We start from the raw sequence: 17,289 nt of genomic DNA, 5'->3' as shown, positions 1-17,289 counted from the left end.
AAATGGAAGGTTAGTTTCCAAGTTTGTTTGGTGAGCTTTCAATTTCAACTCTTCATAATGCGCCAAATGTAACAATGTATTTCAAAGTGTAACAAATAAGTCATGTTTTCTGTGTGGTTTTAACTCAGCAGTAACGAACCTTATTGCATTGCTTTTTGAGATGCGGCGTTTCACATGCTCAACACATAAATATTCTAATGATCATGACAACCAGTACTCAGACGTTCGTTCTGAGGCTGGATAACCATCGAGAAAGTTAATGGAAGCTTCAAGATATAAACGCATTTTATCGAGGACAAGTTTGTCGAAGATTGGTTTGCTGGGAACCATTCTGATGCTCGAAGGGTGTAACTCCGCATTGCTCGACCCAAAAGGTAGCGTTGGCGTTCAGGAAAAAGAGCTGATTATTACGGCTCTGTTGCTGATGTTGATTGTCGTCATCCCAGTAATTCTGATGACCATCTACTTTGCTTACCGATACCGCGAAAGCAATACCACGGAAGAGTATGCACCAGACTGGGCGCACTCAACCAAAATTGAAATAGTGGTATGGACAATTCCAATCATCATTATTGCGATTCTAGCCACCATCACTTGGCGAACAACTCACGAACTGGAGCCATCTAAGCCTCTGGAAAGTGACGTTAAACCTATGGTGATCGAAGTGGTCTCTCTGGACTGGAAATGGCTGTTCATCTATCCGGAGCAAAACATTGCGACGGTTAACTATGTTGCGTTCCCAAAAGATGTTCCGGTGACGTTTAAGCTGACTTCAGACAACATCATGAACGCGTTCTTTATCCCGCGTCTTGGTTCGCAGATCTACGCGATGCCGGGAATGGTGACTAAGTTGAATTTGATTGCAAACCACGAAGGCGACTTCAAAGGTTTTGCTTCGAACTACAGTGGTAAAGGGTTCTCTCAGATGAAATTCACCGCATCGGCCATGCCTGATCAAGTGGCGTTTTTAAATTGGGTAGAGAAAGTGAAAGCAAGTCCTGATCGCATCGAAGATTGGGAGCAGTTCCGTTCATTGGCCGCGCCAAGTGTGGCTGAGCCTGTGACGCTGTTTTCAAGTATCCCACCATTTTTATTCACTGATGTCGTGACCCAGCACCCTGGTTCAATGAACTGTTTGCCGGAAACCCAAGGATAATCGTCATGTTTGGAAGATTAACTCTAGACTCAATTCCCTACCACGAGCCCATTATTTTGGTCACGTTAACCATGATCGCTTTAGTGGGCAGTTTAGTGGTGTACGCGGTAACCAAAGCCGGTAAGTGGCAATACCTTTGGAATGAATGGTTTACGTCGGTAGACCACAAAAAATTGGGCTTCATGTACATTGCTGTTGCGATGGTGATGTTAGTTCGTGGCTTTGCTGATGCGGTCATGATGCGTAGCCAGCAATTGCTTTCTGCAGCCGGTGAAACGGGCTATTTGCCGCCACATCACTACGACCAGATCTTCACGGCTCACGGCGTGATCATGATTTTCTTCGTAGCGATGCCTTTGGTTATCGGTTTGATGAACATCATCGTGCCGTTGCAAATCGGTGCTCGTGATGTTGCATTCCCTTATCTGAATAACTTGAGCTTCTGGCTATTTGTGGTGGGTATTATCCTAACCAACATGTCGCTTGGCTTAGGTGAGTTTGGCCGTACGGGTTGGTTGGCGTATCCGCCTTTGTCTGGCATTGAGGCGAGCCCGGGAGTCGGGGTCGATTATTGGATATGGGCGCTGCAAATATCCGGTGTGGGTACCACGTTAACGGGTGTGAACTTCTTCGCGACTATTTTGCGCATGCGTACTCCTTCTATGCCAATGATGAAGATGCCAGTATTCACGTGGGCGTCTTTGTGTGCCAACATCCTGATCATCATCTCTTTCCCAATCCTTACGGTAACCATCGCGTTACTGACTTTGGATAGATACATCGGCACGCACTTTTTCACCAATGACCTTGGTGGCAACGTGATGATGTATGTGAACCTGATTTGGGCATGGGGACACCCTGAGGTGTACATCCTAATTTTGCCTATCTTCGGTGTGTTCTCTGAAGTGACTGCAACCTTCTCACGTAAAAAACTGTTTGGTTATACCTCGCTGGTATGGGCGACGGTGGCTATCACCATCCTTGCGTTTGTGGTTTGGCTGCATCACTTCTTTACTATGGGTTCAGGCGCAAATGTGAATGCCTTCTTCGGCATCGCAACCATGATTATCTCTATCCCAACCGGGGTTAAGATCTTCAACTGGCTGTTCACCATGTACAAAGGTCGCATCCGTTTCACAACACCTATGCTGTGGACAGTTGGTTTCCTTATCACCTTTACCGTGGGTGGTATGACGGGCGTATTGATGGCAGTTCCGGGGGCAGATTTCATTCTGCATAACTCGGTATTCCTGATTGCTCACTTCCACAACGTAATCATCGGTGGTGTTGTCTTCGGTTGTTTTGCTGCGATTGGTTACTGGTTCCCGAAAGCGACCGGTTTCACTCTGAACGAGCTTTGGGGCAAACGCGCATTCTACTGCTGGATCATCGGTTTCTTGATGGCGTTCTTGCCGCTTTACGCTCTGGGCTTTATGGGCATGACACGTCGTTTGAGCCAAGACATCAACCCTGAGTTCTTCCCACTATTGGCGGTTGCGGCTGCAGGTACGGGCGTGATTGCGATGGGTGTGGTGTGTCAGTTCGTTCAGATTTACGTGAGTGTTCGTGACCGCGACCAAAACCGAGATCTAACCGGTGACCCTTGGGGCGGACGTACATTCGAATGGGCGACATCGTCACCACCACCGTTCTATAACTTTGCAAAACTGCCTAAGGGCGATGAGATCGATTCGTTCTGGTATCAAAAGCAAAGTGGCGAGTTTGATCCAACTCAGGAAGAAGAATACGAACGTATTCACATGCCGAAGAACACACCGACAGGCATTTATGTGTCTGCATGGGCGTTGGCATTTGGCTTCGCAATGATCTGGTACATCTGGTGGCTAGCGGCTGCAAGCTTAGTGGGCATCGTGGTGACGTGTATTCAACACAGCTACAACGACGATGTGGACTACTACGTGGAAGTTGAAGAGATCAAAGCGATTGAAGCGGCTCGACGTGCGCAGCTTGCAGAAGCGAAAAAACAGTCAGTGAAAGGCGATCATTCTGGTCGTGGTAACAGCGCTGACGGTGATGCTGATAGTGATAATAACGACAATAAAGATGACTTGGAGACGACGTATGCAAGCTAATACTCCGTCACACACTTATGATCTTGCACATTCGCATGATCATCACCACGAAGCTGCGGGCAACAAGTTGTTTGGCTTCTGGGTTTACTTGATGAGTGACTGTGTCCTGTTTGCCACGCTTTTCGCGACTTATGCCGTGCTTGAGAGTGGATCAATTGCAGGGCCGACAGGTAAAGACATCTTTGAACTGCCGTTCGTGTTTGTCGAAACCATGATGCTGCTGTTCAGTAGTATCACATTCGGTTTTGGCATGATTGCGATGAAGCGCAAAGACGTGACCGGACTGAAGCGCTGGATCAAAGTGACTTTCGTATTGGGCTTAGCCTTTATCTGTATGGAAGTGTATGAGTTCCATCATTTGATTGCAGAAGGTTATGGCCCTCAAGAAAGTGCATTCCTTTCTGCGTTCTTTACCTTGGTTGGCACACACGGTTTGCACGTAACGTTTGGCCTGATTTGGATGGCGGTGGCGTACCACCAACTTTCAACCAAAGGCTTGAACGACAACATGTCGATGCGCTTCCAGTGCTTGAGCTTGTTCTGGCACTTCCTTGATATCGTTTGGATTTGTGTATTTACCATCGTGTACTTAATGGGGGTGATGTAATGGAACAGCATCTAGACAGTGGTGCAACGGATTATGTGAAAGGCTTTATTGCGTCACTGATTCTCACCATTATTCCGTTCTACATCGTGTGGGCGCATGTGTTACCAAGCACAGAAACGTACGTGATCTTGTTCGGCTGCGCGTTGGTGCAAATTTTTGTCCACTTTAAGTACTTCTTACATATGGAAGCGAAATCTTCCGATGGGCGTTGGAACTTGGTGTCACTGATGTTTACCGCCATTGTTGTATTGATTCTTATCGCTGGCTCGGTATGGATCATCTACAACATGAACGTCAACATGAAGTTGTAGGCTAGGGTATGCTGAAAAGATATCTGTCTATCACCAAACCGGGCATCATTTTCGGCAACCTGATTTCTGTTGCGGCGGGGTTCTTCCTCGCCGCAAAAACAGAACCAGCCAGCGCGATGTTGTTACTGACAACATTAGCGGGTGTGGGACTTGTGATTGCATCAGGTTGTGTTGTGAACAACATCTTTGATCGAGACATCGACCAAAAGATGAAGCGCACACAAAATCGAGAATTGGTTCAAGGAAACATCAATACAGACGTCGCGTTCGTCTATGCCTTGGTTTTACTGCTGGCAGGCACAGCGCTACTGTTTCAGTTCGCTAATCCGATCTCTGCGGTCATGGTGTTGCTTGGCTATGTGTTTTACGTCTTTTTCTACACCATGTGGTACAAGCGTACATCGGTTTACGGCACTTTAGTCGGCAGTATTTCGGGCGCCGTTCCACCATTGGTTGGTTACTTGGCGGTGACTAATTACATTAGTTTGGAAGCGGTTTTGTTGTTCGCGATGTTCTGCTTATGGCAAATGCCACACTCGTACGCGATCGCGATGTTTCGCCTTCAAGATTATCGAGATGCAGGCATTCCCGTGTTACCGGTGAAAGAGGGCGTCGACAAAGCGCATCAGCACATGAAAGCCTATGTGGTGGCGTTTGGCGCAGTCTCGTTGGCGCTGTTCCTACTCGGAGAAGCGGGCTACGAATACCTCGCGGTGTCGGCGGCAGTCTGTTTTATGTGGACTAAAGTGACGTTTCGTAAGGTTGATTGCCTAAACTACATCCAGTGGTCAAAGACGGTGTTTAAGGTGTCCCTGCTGGTGGTCATGAGCATCAGTGGTGTGCTGGGGCTGGAGTTGATTCCGTTGCCTACTCTTTTTTGATTTAAGTTTGTCGTTGAACCCTCAATGTTCTGAAGTCCGAGGGTTTGACGACTTTTTATCTGTCCCGCTTTAAGCTATTACCCTTCAAAAATATCACTAAGCCAATCTTCAAGCTGCTCTCGTTTATCTTGTGGGCCATTGATGATCACTAAGCCGTTTAGTGTCGCGTGATCCCAAGAGATGGTGCCAGTTGCTAGCGCATCGAACACATCGAGTTCCGTAATCAGTAATAGATCTTCCTCGGTAGGCAAAGTATCTCTGCCTGAGACATCGACCCCCTTCTCAAATTTCACTTGGCTGTAATGACCTTTGATTGCTTCGAACAAGTTGAACTCAATTTTGCTTGGGTGGGGTTTCGCAAGCGCAGCCTTGATGGCAAAGAGTCGAAAGTGATCTGGCTTATTGAGGTTGTTGAATTCATTGTCTTGTCTGGCTGTGATTACGTTGCCAAACACCTCTAGTGAACCGGGCTCTGTCACCAAACTAAACCCGGTATCTTGATGAAGGCCGCAAGCAAAAACCAAAGATGAACTGAGTGAAAGTAGCAGAGCGAAACGTTTTAGCATCTAGAAACCTTGAGTCGAACGTATATATTTCACATCACGCCATCAGTAAAGTTGATGTGAGCGGAGGAGTTTGAATTATATAATAAGCAAAAGATAAAGGGACCGCGAAGGGTCCCTATGTTTATCCGTTTGCTATCCTAGCGAGCCCTTAACTAACGTGAGTCAGTTAACGAACGATAAGCATCAGCTCTTCAGGGGAAAGAGGCTTATCGAAGTAGCTCATGAATAGACCAAAGGCTTGAATGTCGCCATTCGAGAACTTAAACGCACCAGACTGCATGTTGGTACCAATCACTTGTTGAGCGTTTGGACCAGCCATCAAGATTTGGTTCAATACTTGACGAGAAGTGTTGATTTGAATATCAGCGCCTTCTAGTGCCGTTTCATGAAGCTGAGCAATACCGTTACGCACTTCGATAGTGAATGACTCGTTGGTATCAGAGAAGTTGTAAGTTAGCGCAGTGTTCACATCTAGCGTGTTCTCTGCGATTAACGTCGATGTCATCATATCGAAGATTTGTTTACTTGGTAGGGCAGTTAGAACGTCTACAGAAGCAAAACTGATCATGTTAGAGAAGTCACGATTACCTTCTAGTTCAGCTGCAGCATTCAACGCCCAGTTACGCCAGTTGATGTTCACTTGATCGGCAGACCATGCTTTGTAAGCTTGTGCCTTTAGTAAGCGCGCTTCCATGTCATCTTTGTTTACCGTGATAGGGTAAGAAAGAATCTCCGCTGCAAAAGTGTAGTTCTCTGCTTTCATCGCTGCTTTTGCTGTGTCGATGATGTTATCACGGCCGCCCATGATTTCTACGAAAGCTTTAGCACGCTGCTCATAAGCCATTGGCTCTAGTTGCCACGGATCGGCTTCGAAGAAACCGTTGTAGCCTACGTAAATTTGGCGAACAGCGTGTGCAACAGTACCATAATGCTCACCCAACCAAGGGTGTTCTGCAAGGTGCTTAGGAAGTTTAACCACTTCAACTAGCTCGTCTGGCGTCATACCTTTGTTCATGTGACGAATCGTTTGGTCGTGTGTGTATTGGATTGCATCACGGTAAGCCGTTAGTACATCCGCTACCGCTTCTTTGCCTTCAACAGGACGACCATGCGAGTTGATCATGATTTCTGTATCGAATTGACGCATAACGTCGATGCCCTTGAACCACATGCTTGGATCACGGAATTTCGTACCGCGAATTGTGTGTAGGTTCGGGAAGTTTTCGCCTTGTAGAACCTCTGCTGCGTGCAGGATTTTTTGTTCTGGGAAGTAAACCACTAACTCATCTTTAGTTTCAGATGGCACGTTCTCGATGTGCATTTTCACGCCAGAAATTTCGATTTCGATGTGGCTTTGGCTTGGTACAAGCAGGTTTGGTTCGATGAACGAGATAGCACCTTGCATGAAGCGTGGACCAAGGCCGTCGTTTACTGTGCCGTGCTCGCCTTCTTCTACGTGCTTAGCACCTGTGTAAGAAGTACGGTGACCAAATAGAGTACCTAGGTTTGAAGACCAGTTAGCCACTGCAGCGGTTAGGCCTTCTTCAGCGATGATTTTTACTTCACCTGATGCCACTTCTTCGTCAGTCACCCACGCACGCACACCAGAGATGTGGTCGATGTGGTTGTGAGAATAAATGATTGCTTTAACCGGCTTGTCGGTGATTTGACGGAATTGCTCTTTAACCGATTGAGCCATTTCTACCGACTCGCCTGGATCAACAATGATGATGCCGTCCGTACCTTCAATCATGACGGGTGTATCTAGACCGAAACCGTAACCAAGATATACGTTGTCATCTACTTTGATGATTGCTTGGTCCATTTTACGACCATGCTTGGTGAGGATTGGGTGAACATGGTCAGACTCAGCAGTGTAAGCTAGAGAATCGCCTGTTTTAGAAACAACTTGAATACGTTCGCCTTTTCCCCAGAACATGTTTGATTTGTGTTCGAATAGAACCTCGCTCTTGTAGCGAGCATCAAGATCAATGTTTTGGTATTGCGCAGCATTTGCCGTCTGAAGTTCTTGGCCGACTTTCGATGTCGCTTCTACAGTTGGCGTTGCAGATGCAAAACCAGAAGCAAGTAGAGTGCTCGCAATAGCAACAGGAAGCGCCATTTTTTTGAATGTATTAGTCATGGTAGTGACCTTATATTTGGATACAGGAATTGGATTTCTTGAGCCAAATGATAGAGGTGGGGGAGGTCGCTATCTACGCGCTAATAATATTTCAATCTATCGTTTTTTCGATGATTTGTTTGATAAACGATTGTATTAGCGATTAATTTTGATCTAAATCAATTAGTAAATGAGCTTGCAACAGATACAAAAATGCCCTGAAATTCAGGGCATTTGTTTTACAATTAGTCGCTAGTTCATGAGTGGCTGTGATACGAGTGAATAACAGCCAAATCATTGAATATTTAATTGCTTATCAAGAGCTAATCGTTTACCAAGCACCTAAGTATGACTTGTAAGATTGTAGGCGAACCGTTGCTGCACCGATTACATCGATGAAGCCCCAGAACGGATGTGGCTTCTCAGCCGAGATCCAAGCCGCGCCAGTTGAACCAATAGGGATGTTGTAACCTTCTGGTTCAATGATCTCAAGTACGATAGTACGACCTAAACCATTGCCGTTTCTTACCACGTGTTGACCGACGCTTTGTGGCCCCTGAAGTGGAGAAATACTCGACTCACCGGTACCGGCATTAAAGCTGTGTACTTTTGCTCGGAACACGTGGCCTGGGTATGCATCAACGAAGAACTCAGCGAAGTCTCCTACTTGAACATAGCCATAAGTTTGGTCTGAAATACGCATCTCAAGAAACTTTTTGCTGGTGTTGTAGAGGTGCATATTACCCATTACAGAACCTTCAGCAATGTTCACTATCGATACCTGACCGTCAAACTCAGCTTTAATGGTTTTCTTCTCTTGCGCCCAATTTACTTTTTGTAGATCGGCTTTTAGCGACACCAGTTCAGCGTGCAGTACTCGAAGATCTGAGTCGTACTTTTCTACGTCACGCATATTGAAGATTTCAGGTGACGTTTCAGCACGCTCTAAATCGCGATCCATCTGCTTGATTTGTTCTTCTTTCTGAACAATTGAAGATTCGATCTTGGCTTTATCTGCGGCAGAATTGATGTCGACGAGAGTGTAGATTATGTCGCCTTCTTTAACCATTTGGTTGTGCTCAACAAGCACTTGGTCGATCTGCTGACCAAAGATAGGTGACATCACCGCGTGTGGTGCTTTGACTGTGGTTGAGTTGGTTAAATCAACGGGTGCCCACAAGCGAGAGATTACTGCTAATACTGCAAGAATCGTTACACCCCCAATGGCAGCCCAGGTGTAGTTCTTGAAGTTCTTCTTAAGTGCGCCTGTCGCAAACAGTGACCATACAATTAGGATGTATGGAATCATCATCTCTTTCATTATGCGACCTCTTTTTCTGTAGCGGATGGTGTTGTTGGAGTCTTTTCTTCTGAAGCCTGTTCTTTTGAAGATTGCTCTACTGAAGACGGCTCTGTTACCGGTTGTTCAGGTGATACGTGGACTACGGAGGCCTCTGTATTAGTCGCGTCTCGTTTAGGTTGTACACCACGGCGAATCACATCACTCAGTGATTGACCAATATGTTTCCAGTTCGCTAGCGCGATAACCAAGGCGATAACCCAGAATGTTTTGCTGATGAAGAGTCCGCAAAGTGACAGTGCAAACACGATTTGTACGTGAGCGCTTTTGTGTTCTTTTGCTTTATGCACACCCAGTTCATGCAACTGCCACATGCCGTAAACACCGGCTAATACCACAGCAATTGTCACTGAGAACAAGTAGCCAGAGAAGTACTCCATCTGGAAGAAGTTCATCATCATTTCATTGGGATGATTGTTGAATTGAGACATGTCGATGTCTTTAGAATGGATTGTGCCTAATGGTGCAAGAGCCCATGCTCCCGCAAACATCACTGCCATAAACAGGCAGAATTTAATCAAGACCATCACAACGGCCCAGATTTTCTGGAAAACGATTTTTATAAAGTTCATATCTCAACCTAAATAAGGAGAGAGAAAGTGCAGCCTTGGTACAAGACTTTTAGAAGACATCTGAAAGAGGTGTTGAACTCACGTAACCGTATAGACCTACTGAGTCAAAAGTACTAGATGACAATTAAAAATCGCTTTGACCACGTAGACAACGCATTCTCGCGAATAGAGTGTTAAAAACACCTGGCGAAATCATTCTTAAGTAACGTCTACCATTGATAGGTTCGTTTGCTGCATTGGGTTTTAAGGCCGTCTTCCGTGATGTGTGCAACACCATCATCTACACATTTTTAGGTTTTCTGTTTAGGTTAAGAATTGATTTGTTGGCGAAATAATAGGAAGTGTAACTGGTGCTATCTACGCATTATTGCGATATTGAATTATCGTAATTACGATGAATTGAGTGGTTGCTTAAACGTGAGGTGGGTTTATTTGAACAGGCTCAAACTCGGCTTATAAAATATGTCTATTTAATTAGCCTGGATCATAGAAGTGGCTATAAAAGTATCAATAAGGCAGGACGGAAATATTGAATACTCCGACCAGTCTAGGGTGAGTTTGGGTGGATTAAGCGTTACTGGCACAGCGAAGAGATTTAGATTCCAATCTGGCGAATGTGGCAGCTATTCGAAAGAGTGAGTTGTTCTGACATTTTTGCTCTTTACCATATGATGCTTCCTTCTCAGTTTTGTTTTCTCAATGAGCATCCGTTGTTTCATTCTATCGCTTTTACGATAAGATAATTAAATCTATCGCCAAATGAGCACTGAATCATGAGTAATGACATTCCGAATTTTAACTTATTGGCTGTGTTTTCAGCGGTGATGGAGCAGGGCAGTTTGAGTAAGGCTGCCGATCATTTGAATACCAATCAATCGACGATCAGCACCGCGTTAACTCGTCTAAAGAAAGAGATTGGCCAAGAGCTTTTTGTTCGCAAAGGAAGAGGTGTTGCGCCTACGTCTTATGCGCAAAGTTTGTATGAACAAATTAAAGCGCCGATCAATGAACTCAATGGCGTGTTTCAGTCGATGGCTAATTTTGATGAGCAATCCTCTGAGCGTAAGTTTGTTATTTCTGCACCTGAGCACTTACAGTGGGTACTTCTCAATAGTTTCGCGGCGCTTCCTAATCAAAACTTGTCGCTGGAAGTCTTTGATCAACCAGACAGTGATGAGCGCATTTATGAAGATCTTTTGACTCAAGAGTTCGATGCGATGATCGATATTGTGGTGCCTGAACACCCAAGTATCGTCAGTGAAACACTTTATGAAGGCGAGTTTGTGATCGTGTGTCGAGCTGATCATCCACGGATTCAAGGTGAAATCAGCGAAGCTCAGTTCCTAAGTGAAAAGCATGCTGTATTAGACAGAACACGACGTAAAGTTCGCAGTTTGAATCACTACACTTCTTTGGATCTGTCCCAGCGTAAAATCGTGTTTCACGGGCGCTCGCTGTTCAGTAATATTTTGCTGTGTAGCCAATCCGATTACATCACTGTCGTGCCTTTATCTATGGCCGTGCAGTTCCAAGAAAAGTTAAGTTTGCAGCTGTTCAAGCCGCCCTTTGAATATCAGCCGATATCTCATTACCTGATTTGGTTGAAGAAGCAGAACAGCGACCCCGCTCATAAATGGTTCAGAGAACAAGTCATCAATACATCAGATTCAATGTCGAAGGCGCTTAAAGATAGGCGGTTGCGATTTTAATTGAGAGTCTAAATCTAAGGGGAGTATTGGCTTCCCTTTTTTGTGTCGCTTAGTTGGTACTAGACAATATGTTAATAACAAAAAATTATTAAAATGAGAATATTTAATAATTTCACTGATTTGTGTGTGTTCAGTAATATACCTAGCAACAGAGAAGTAGGTGGCCTCAAGGTCAACCTAAACGAACATTACTTAGCTTCTGAACGAGGCTGAGATTAAAGTATCAAGGGCGAAATATGAAATTCCTACACACAATGATCCGAGTTACTGATTTAGACAAGTCTATCGAGTTCTATACCAAGGTATTGGGAATGAAGGAACTTGAACGCCATGAAAACAAAGACTACCGCTACACATTGGTTTTTGTTGGCTATGAGCAAGGCGGCACGACTATCGAGCTAACGTACAACTGGGATACGAATGAGTACGAGATGGGCAGCGCGTTTGGTCATCTGGCATTGGGTGTAGAAGATATTTACGCAGCATGTGACAAAATCAAATCGCTAGGTGGCAACGTCACTCGCGAAGCGGGTCCAGTGAAAGGCGGCTCAACTCATATCGCTTTTATTACTGACCCAGACGGCTACCAAATCGAACTGATTCAACTAGGTTAATCGAGGATATAACAATGACAAACGCACTATTTCAACCAATTCAACTTGGTAATATCGAGCTTAAAAACCGTATTGTTATGCCACCGATGACGCGTTCTCGCGCAACGCAACCTGGTAATTCAGCAAACGATATGATGGCGGCTTACTACGCTCAGCGTGCTTCTGCAGGTTTGATTATTGCTGAAGGCACACAAATTTCACCTATGGGTCAAGGCTATGCTTGGACTCCGGGTATCTATTCTGATGAGCAGATCGCTGGTTGGAAAAAAGTGACTGATGCCGTACATGAAAAAGAGGGCGTTATCTTCGCTCAACTTTGGCATGTAGGCCGTGTAACACACCCAGACAACATTGGTGGTGAACAGCCAATCTCGTCTTCTGCACTTAAAGCACAAAACGTAAAGGTATTCATCGATAACGGTACTGATGAACCGGGCTTTGTTGATGTGGTTGAACCTCGTGAAATGACGAAACAAGACATCAAAGAGGTGGTTGAACAGTATCGCCAAGCGGCTTTGAATGCGGTTGAAGCAGGCTTTGATGGTATCGAACTTCACGCAGCGAATGGTTACTTAATCAACCAATTCATCGATTCTGAAGCAAACAACCGCACTGACGAATACGGTGGTTCAATTGAAAACCGTTTACGTTTCCTAGGCGAAGTGGTTGAAGCTATGGTTGAAGCGATTGGTGCTGACCGTGTTGGTGTCCGCCTTGCTCCGTTCACATCGTTGAATGGTACGGTTGACGCTACACCAGTAGAGACTTACACAGCGGCGGCAGCACTACTTAACCTATACAAAATTGTTTACCTACACATTGCAGAAGTTGATTGGGACGATGCACCTGAAACGCCAAAAGCATTTAAAGCAGCAGTTCGTGAAGCCTACGAGGGTGTCCTTATTTATGCGGGTAAATACGATAGCGAGCGTGGCGAAAAAGCCGTTGCTGAAGGCGTAACTGACATGGTTGGTTTTGGTCGTCCATTCGTTGCGAACCCAGATTTACCAGCTCGTATTCAAAATGGTTACCCACTTGCAGCGCACGATCCAAACACATTGTTCGGTGGTGCTGAAAAAGGTTTAACGGATTACCCAGAATACGCAGGCTAAAAACAGCTGCCTGAAGCAGAGTATTGAGATAGTATCTCGATCCTGTTGAATGTTTATAAAAAGCAACCTTGCAGAGTCGGGTTGCTTTTTTTGTTATTGGACTAAGTAAAATGATGAACGTGAAAGCGATGCGCGGAGAGCTTTACCTTCTATTTGCCACCCTGCTAGCTGGGGTGGGATGGATTGCATCTAAGCTGGTGGTATTAGAAATGCCTGGGCCAGTGTTCATTGGTGTGCGATTCCTCGTCGCGAGTCTTATTCTTCTGCCATTTTGTATTCACCATATTCGTAAGCTTTCGTTTAAGCAGATTCTGTCTCTTTGCGGCGTGGGTTTGTTGTTGTCTGCCTCATTGCAGGTATGGGTGTTTGCAGTTTCGGTGACTGAAAGCTTGTCGGAAGGGGCATTCATCATGAGCTTAGCCATGATCATTGCACCGTTTGTGTCTTGGATTTTGTTTCGAGTTAAACCTAATCGTGCGTTTTGGATGTCTTTCCCTATCGCGATTATCGGCATGCTGTTGCTGACTTTGGGTAACGGCTGGCATGTTGAGCAGAGTCAGATTTATTTCTTACTAGCATCGATGTTGTTGTCTGTTCACTTTGTTATGAACAAGCGTGTGATTACCAATATCAAGCCTATCGCATCAATCTGTGTGCAACTGTTTGTGGTGGGTGTGAGTGGTTTAGCCTTTGCTTCTATGACAGCTCAGCCGGAGTTCGAAATCACCAAAACCTTAGTCTTCTGGTTTATTGTCTCTGCGGTGATCGCAACGTCTATTCGTTACTTGCTACAAACGGTCGGTCAGCACTCCGTGAACATGGAAGTGGCGGCATTGATCATGATTCTTGAGCCTGTGTGGACGCTGCTGTTAAGTGTGAGTGTGCTTGGCGAAAGTGTAGAGATGCAGAAGCTGCTCGGTGGGGCGGTGATCATTGCTTCACTATTTTGCTATATCAAATGGTCGAGACGAAAATAAAACACTCGGCGCAAGGCCGAGTGTGGGTTGTTCTTCAAGTGCTTTTCTGAGCCTTATCAGGCGAGTGTTGAACAAGACTTGTCGAGTGCAGAGCAAGGGTTAAATTCTGCGAATAAGACGTGCAAAGGGTGTCACCGTACTTATCGTTCTCGCTGGTAACTATTCTAACAACGAGCTTTGAATACAGGTGGTAAAGTCGAACCCTTACCACCATAGTCCTATCGCACAGCCTTCTTTTCTTTATGCCATCAATTCGAATGCACTAGGGGCGGGAAAGGACGTGAATGAATTAGTCTCGAATAGTGACTTTTGTAATCACAATATCTTCGCAAGGCACATCTTCGTGTCCCCAGCGAATGGTTGTTGGTGCTTTCGCAATTTTGTTTACCACATCCATACCTGCTGAAACCTTACCGAATACCGCGTAACCCCAGCCAGCATTGGTTGTTGAGGTGTGATCTAGGAAATCGTTGTCATCAAGGTTGATGAAGAACTGCGCCGTTGCAGAATGTGGTGCATCAGTCCGAGCCATTGCCACAGAACCAATCACATTCTTCAAACCACGGTTTGCTTCGTTGACGATTGGGGCGCGAGTTGGTTTTTCTGTCATGTCGATAGTGTGACCACCACCTTGAATCATGAAACCTTCAATAACACGGTGAAATGTCGTGCCTTCGTAGAAACCGTCTTGGCAGTATTTAAGGAAGTTTTTCGACGTTACTGGCGCTTTTTCAAGGTTCAGTTCAATCTCGATATCGCCAAAGTTGGTGGTGAAAGTAATCATAGGGCTACCTAAAGTTGAAGTTTTACTGAGTCGTAATGACGAAAGTGGGTTGCAGTATAGGGAAAATAACAGCGGATACCAGTGATGGTTTTATTGTGGTTGAATTCTCGTCAACCACCAAAATCACGCCTGATATTGTTTAAGGAACATCTCGACACTTGAAGTAATGAGCACTTGCTTGTGTGCAGCACCCGGTGACGGCACATGACCAATGATTTGCGGCCAAAACGCAAAAGACTTAAGCAGACCAATGAACTGCGTGGAGGCGAATTGTGGGTCTAGTTCTACTAAACGACCGTCTGCCAACGCGGCTTTAATCCAGGTTGTAAGTCCACTTTCTGCTTGGGAATATTTTTCCATCGCTTGATGCGCCAGTTCTGCGTTATGGAAATACTCTGAGAACAAAACGCGTGACAGGTCGATGAAGCCTTCAGACTCAAGTAACTCAAGCTCTTGATTGGCTATCGAGGAAAGCTGTTCTTCAAGTGGCAGTTCTGCTTGATATGGGAAATGCGTTGCGGCCAGAGTTTTGCTCCAAATGCTGTCTAGAATCTCATCTAAAAGCAGTTCTTTGCTGGCAAAGTGATTGTATACGGTGCGCTTTGATACTTCTGCGCGACTCGATATTTTATCCATGCTGGTGGCCTTGTAGCCATGCTTAGTAAACTCTGCGATAGCAGCGGCAACGATCGATTCACGTTTTCTTTGGCTTAGCGTTTTTTTTACAGTCATCGGGATACTACTCAATATGTCGCGGTTAGCATTACATACGCTAATTTTACACCAGTAAGTTTACTTTTAGAACACCAATCCGCGTATTGGTAATTCGGTCGAGAGCAACTGAATCGCTTTGCAATGCACGGTGGGTATCATAGAATCGAAAGTGTATTCGAATTTTATTGATATCAACGGAAGAGAATAAACAATCAATGAGTAGTATTTTAGAGTGTATTCGTACAGTTGGACGAGGAGAAAGAGGGCGTAAGCCTTTATCGTTCGAACAAGCCTACCGCATCATGGATGAGTATTTAAGCGGAGAAGTCGGTGACGACCAAATGGCTATGCTACTGATGTTGATTCGTGTGCAGAATGAAACCAATGAAGAGATCGCTGGCTTTGTAAAAGCGTTTCAATCTCGAGTGCCAGATTTAGGCGCTGATATTGATTGGCCGTGTTATGCAGGTAAGCGTAACGATAACGCCAGTGGCAAGCCTTGGAACTTGTTGGCGGCAAAAATCTTAGCTGACAATGGCTATAAAGTGTTAATGCATGGCTATATGGATAAGCCGAGCGGTAGGACGCACGTTGAAAGCCATTTGCAAGATGTCGGTGTGCAAAGTGCTGAGAGCCCTGAACATGCTAAGTCGATTCTTGAACAAGACGGCATTGCTTATTTACCGCTAGCTAACTTTGCGCCCGAAGCACAAACCATGATTGGTTGGAAACACCGCTACGGTTTGAGAACACCAATTAACACGGTAGTTCGAGCATTGAATCCTGGTGGTGGCCGTTTAGGTCTGCGTGGCAGTTTCCATCCTGGCTTTCCACAACTTCATGCGGAAGTTGAGCATGTTATCGGAAATAAATCCCACTCGGTGATTTCATTCAAAGGGATGAACGGTGAGTCGGAATATAATCCTAAAGTTAGCCAAACGGTATGGATGAGCTCTCCTGACAAAGTCGAATCGTTCTACTGGGAAGAGATGATGAACCTAGAGCTGCCACTTCCTAGTCAATGTGTACTTGGCACATCGGCTGAAGAGATGGCGCTAATGGCGAATACCGTTGTCGACAGCATGACAGCTATTCTCTTTGCAGAAACGCACGATAAAACTGAGGCATACCAGAAAGCGGTGCGCCTGTGGCATGAGTATTGTGCGCGTTAGATGGTGGTTTGTAATCAATGAGAGAAGGTCAGCGAGCGCTGGCCTTTTTTATGCTTAATTTCTAGTAATGGCTTTTCGTACGTGCCCAAACAATAGAGCTACTTCACTCGCATCAAGCGATGCATTTTGTCTTCGAACTGAATCTCAATCACCTGTGAGATTTTCATCTTATCAACACGATCAAGCATTCTCGCTTGGTAATCACGTTTTTTCATCCACTCTAGCGGTTCTTTAAAGCCATCTTCATTAATCACAAACGACTGATCGGTAATAGAGTCTTCAAAGATATGAACCACCCAAATGCGTGATTGGAAATCCAATAACTCACTAAAGTAGCTTTTTAACTTAGATAAGGAATTCGTTAGATACGTTTTAGGTGGGGTTTGGGAAGACATAGTAAACCGTATTTGGACAATGAAAATCGGCAAGGGCGCCGTCTGATCATTATAGCCTTTACCCGTTAGGCTTGTCAGGTCGAATTCGGCAGCCATTCACGGCTATTGCGCTTGCTAATGCTACTATGGCTGCCAGTTAGAGAT

General features: G+C 45.2%; 17 protein-coding genes and 1 pseudogene. 11 read left to right on the top strand and 7 right to left on the bottom strand.

From position 1 onward, the window contains the following. The first annotated feature begins 259 nt into the window (after positions 1 to 259). The 5 genes from cyoA to cyoE are packed head-to-tail and all read left to right on the top strand — an operon-like array spanning position 260 to position 5,048. On the top strand, positions 260 to 1,156 hold the full coding sequence (cyoA, locus tag AB4167_RS01840) for a ubiquinol oxidase subunit II (protein WP_081228834.1): 897 nt from the start codon (positions 260 to 262) through the stop codon (positions 1,154 to 1,156). A gap of 5 nt (positions 1,157 to 1,161) precedes the next feature. Then, the gene (cyoB, locus tag AB4167_RS01835; protein ID WP_372136034.1) at positions 1,162 to 3,249 is read left to right on the top strand and encodes a cytochrome o ubiquinol oxidase subunit I; all 2,088 of its coding nucleotides are present in this window, start codon (positions 1,162 to 1,164) and stop codon (positions 3,247 to 3,249) included. Then, positions 3,239 to 3,856, top strand: coding sequence for a cytochrome o ubiquinol oxidase subunit III (gene cyoC, locus AB4167_RS01830; RefSeq protein ID WP_010439790.1), 618 nt, complete (start codon positions 3,239 to 3,241; stop codon positions 3,854 to 3,856). Before cyoB ends, cyoC begins: the two co-directional genes overlap by 11 nt. Continuing rightward, positions 3,856 to 4,167 (top strand): cytochrome o ubiquinol oxidase subunit IV, encoded by a 312-nt coding sequence (gene cyoD, locus AB4167_RS01825; RefSeq protein ID WP_004736302.1) that lies wholly within the window; start codon positions 3,856 to 3,858, stop codon positions 4,165 to 4,167. Before cyoC ends, cyoD begins: the two co-directional genes overlap by 1 nt. A gap of 8 nt (positions 4,168 to 4,175) precedes the next feature. Next, positions 4,176 to 5,048: a heme o synthase gene (cyoE, locus tag AB4167_RS01820; RefSeq protein ID WP_004736301.1), complete on the top strand. Its 873-nt coding sequence runs from the start codon at positions 4,176 to 4,178 to the stop codon at positions 5,046 to 5,048. 77 nt (positions 5,049 to 5,125) lie between these two features. Here cyoE and AB4167_RS01815 read toward each other — a convergent pair whose 3' ends face one another. From AB4167_RS01815 to AB4167_RS01800, 4 genes are all read right to left on the bottom strand, one after another. Next, on the bottom strand, positions 5,126 to 5,614 hold the full coding sequence (locus AB4167_RS01815) for a hypothetical protein (RefSeq protein WP_372058576.1): 489 nt from the start codon (positions 5,612 to 5,614) through the stop codon (positions 5,126 to 5,128). 166 nt (positions 5,615 to 5,780) lie between these two features. Then, entirely contained in the window at positions 5,781 to 7,757 is a 1,977-nt protein-coding gene (locus AB4167_RS01810) for an alkyl sulfatase dimerization domain-containing protein (RefSeq protein WP_372136033.1), read from the bottom strand. Positions 7,758 to 8,067: 310 nt separating this feature from the next. Further along, positions 8,068 to 9,057 (bottom strand): efflux RND transporter periplasmic adaptor subunit, encoded by a 990-nt coding sequence (locus tag AB4167_RS01805; RefSeq protein ID WP_136982250.1) that lies wholly within the window; start codon positions 9,055 to 9,057, stop codon positions 8,068 to 8,070. Further along, complete coding sequence (locus AB4167_RS01800) at positions 9,057 to 9,668, bottom strand: magnesium transporter (protein WP_372136032.1); 612 nt, start codon at positions 9,666 to 9,668, stop codon at positions 9,057 to 9,059. The genes AB4167_RS01805 and AB4167_RS01800 overlap by 1 nt, the downstream gene beginning before the upstream one ends. Positions 9,669 to 10,441: 773 nt before the next feature. Here AB4167_RS01800 and AB4167_RS01795 point away from each other — a divergent pair. From AB4167_RS01795 to AB4167_RS01775, 5 genes and pseudogenes are all read left to right on the top strand, one after another. After that, complete coding sequence (locus AB4167_RS01795; RefSeq protein WP_136982252.1) at positions 10,442 to 11,377, top strand: LysR family transcriptional regulator; 936 nt, start codon at positions 10,442 to 10,444, stop codon at positions 11,375 to 11,377. A 236-nt stretch (positions 11,378 to 11,613) separates the two neighbouring features. Next, positions 11,614 to 11,991, top strand: coding sequence for a lactoylglutathione lyase (gene gloA / locus AB4167_RS01790; RefSeq protein WP_017084654.1), 378 nt, complete (start codon positions 11,614 to 11,616; stop codon positions 11,989 to 11,991). Positions 11,992 to 12,005: 14 nt separating this feature from the next. Beyond that, positions 12,006 to 13,103 (top strand): alkene reductase, encoded by a 1,098-nt coding sequence (locus AB4167_RS01785; RefSeq protein ID WP_017065285.1) that lies wholly within the window; start codon positions 12,006 to 12,008, stop codon positions 13,101 to 13,103. Between the two features lie 110 nt (positions 13,104 to 13,213). Beyond that, complete coding sequence (locus AB4167_RS01780) at positions 13,214 to 14,080, top strand: DMT family transporter (protein WP_017060207.1); 867 nt, start codon at positions 13,214 to 13,216, stop codon at positions 14,078 to 14,080. Between the two features lie 42 nt (positions 14,081 to 14,122). After that, positions 14,123 to 14,239 (top strand): annotated as a pseudogene (locus AB4167_RS01775) (cytochrome c); the annotation flags it as partial. A gap of 130 nt (positions 14,240 to 14,369) precedes the next feature. On the opposite strand, the gene AB4167_RS01770 reads toward AB4167_RS01775, so the two are convergent. Both AB4167_RS01770 and AB4167_RS01765 read right to left on the bottom strand, forming a co-directional pair. Beyond that, positions 14,370 to 14,864, bottom strand: coding sequence for a peptidylprolyl isomerase (locus tag AB4167_RS01770; RefSeq protein ID WP_017060208.1), 495 nt, complete (start codon positions 14,862 to 14,864; stop codon positions 14,370 to 14,372). Positions 14,865 to 14,987: 123 nt separating this feature from the next. Further along, positions 14,988 to 15,596, bottom strand: a complete 609-nt coding sequence (locus AB4167_RS01765) for a TetR/AcrR family transcriptional regulator (protein WP_136982254.1) — start codon at positions 15,594 to 15,596, stop codon at positions 14,988 to 14,990. 167 nt (positions 15,597 to 15,763) lie between these two features. On the opposite strand from AB4167_RS01765, the gene AB4167_RS01760 reads away from it, so the two are divergent. Then, complete coding sequence (locus AB4167_RS01760) at positions 15,764 to 16,750, top strand: glycosyl transferase family protein (protein WP_081325165.1); 987 nt, start codon at positions 15,764 to 15,766, stop codon at positions 16,748 to 16,750. Positions 16,751 to 16,848: 98 nt separating this feature from the next. Here AB4167_RS01760 and AB4167_RS01755 read toward each other — a convergent pair whose 3' ends face one another. Further along, positions 16,849 to 17,145, bottom strand: coding sequence for a hypothetical protein (locus AB4167_RS01755; protein ID WP_029235295.1), 297 nt, complete (start codon positions 17,143 to 17,145; stop codon positions 16,849 to 16,851). Positions 17,146 to 17,289 lie beyond the last annotated feature (144 nt).

The organism is Vibrio sp. 10N.286.49.E11, assembly GCF_041469505.1.
Taxonomy (GTDB): Bacteria; Pseudomonadota; Gammaproteobacteria; order Enterobacterales; family Vibrionaceae; genus Vibrio; species Vibrio crassostreae_C.
The sequence above is the reverse complement of the archived record's forward strand: the minus strand, read 5'-3'. Positions and strand labels throughout refer to the sequence as shown.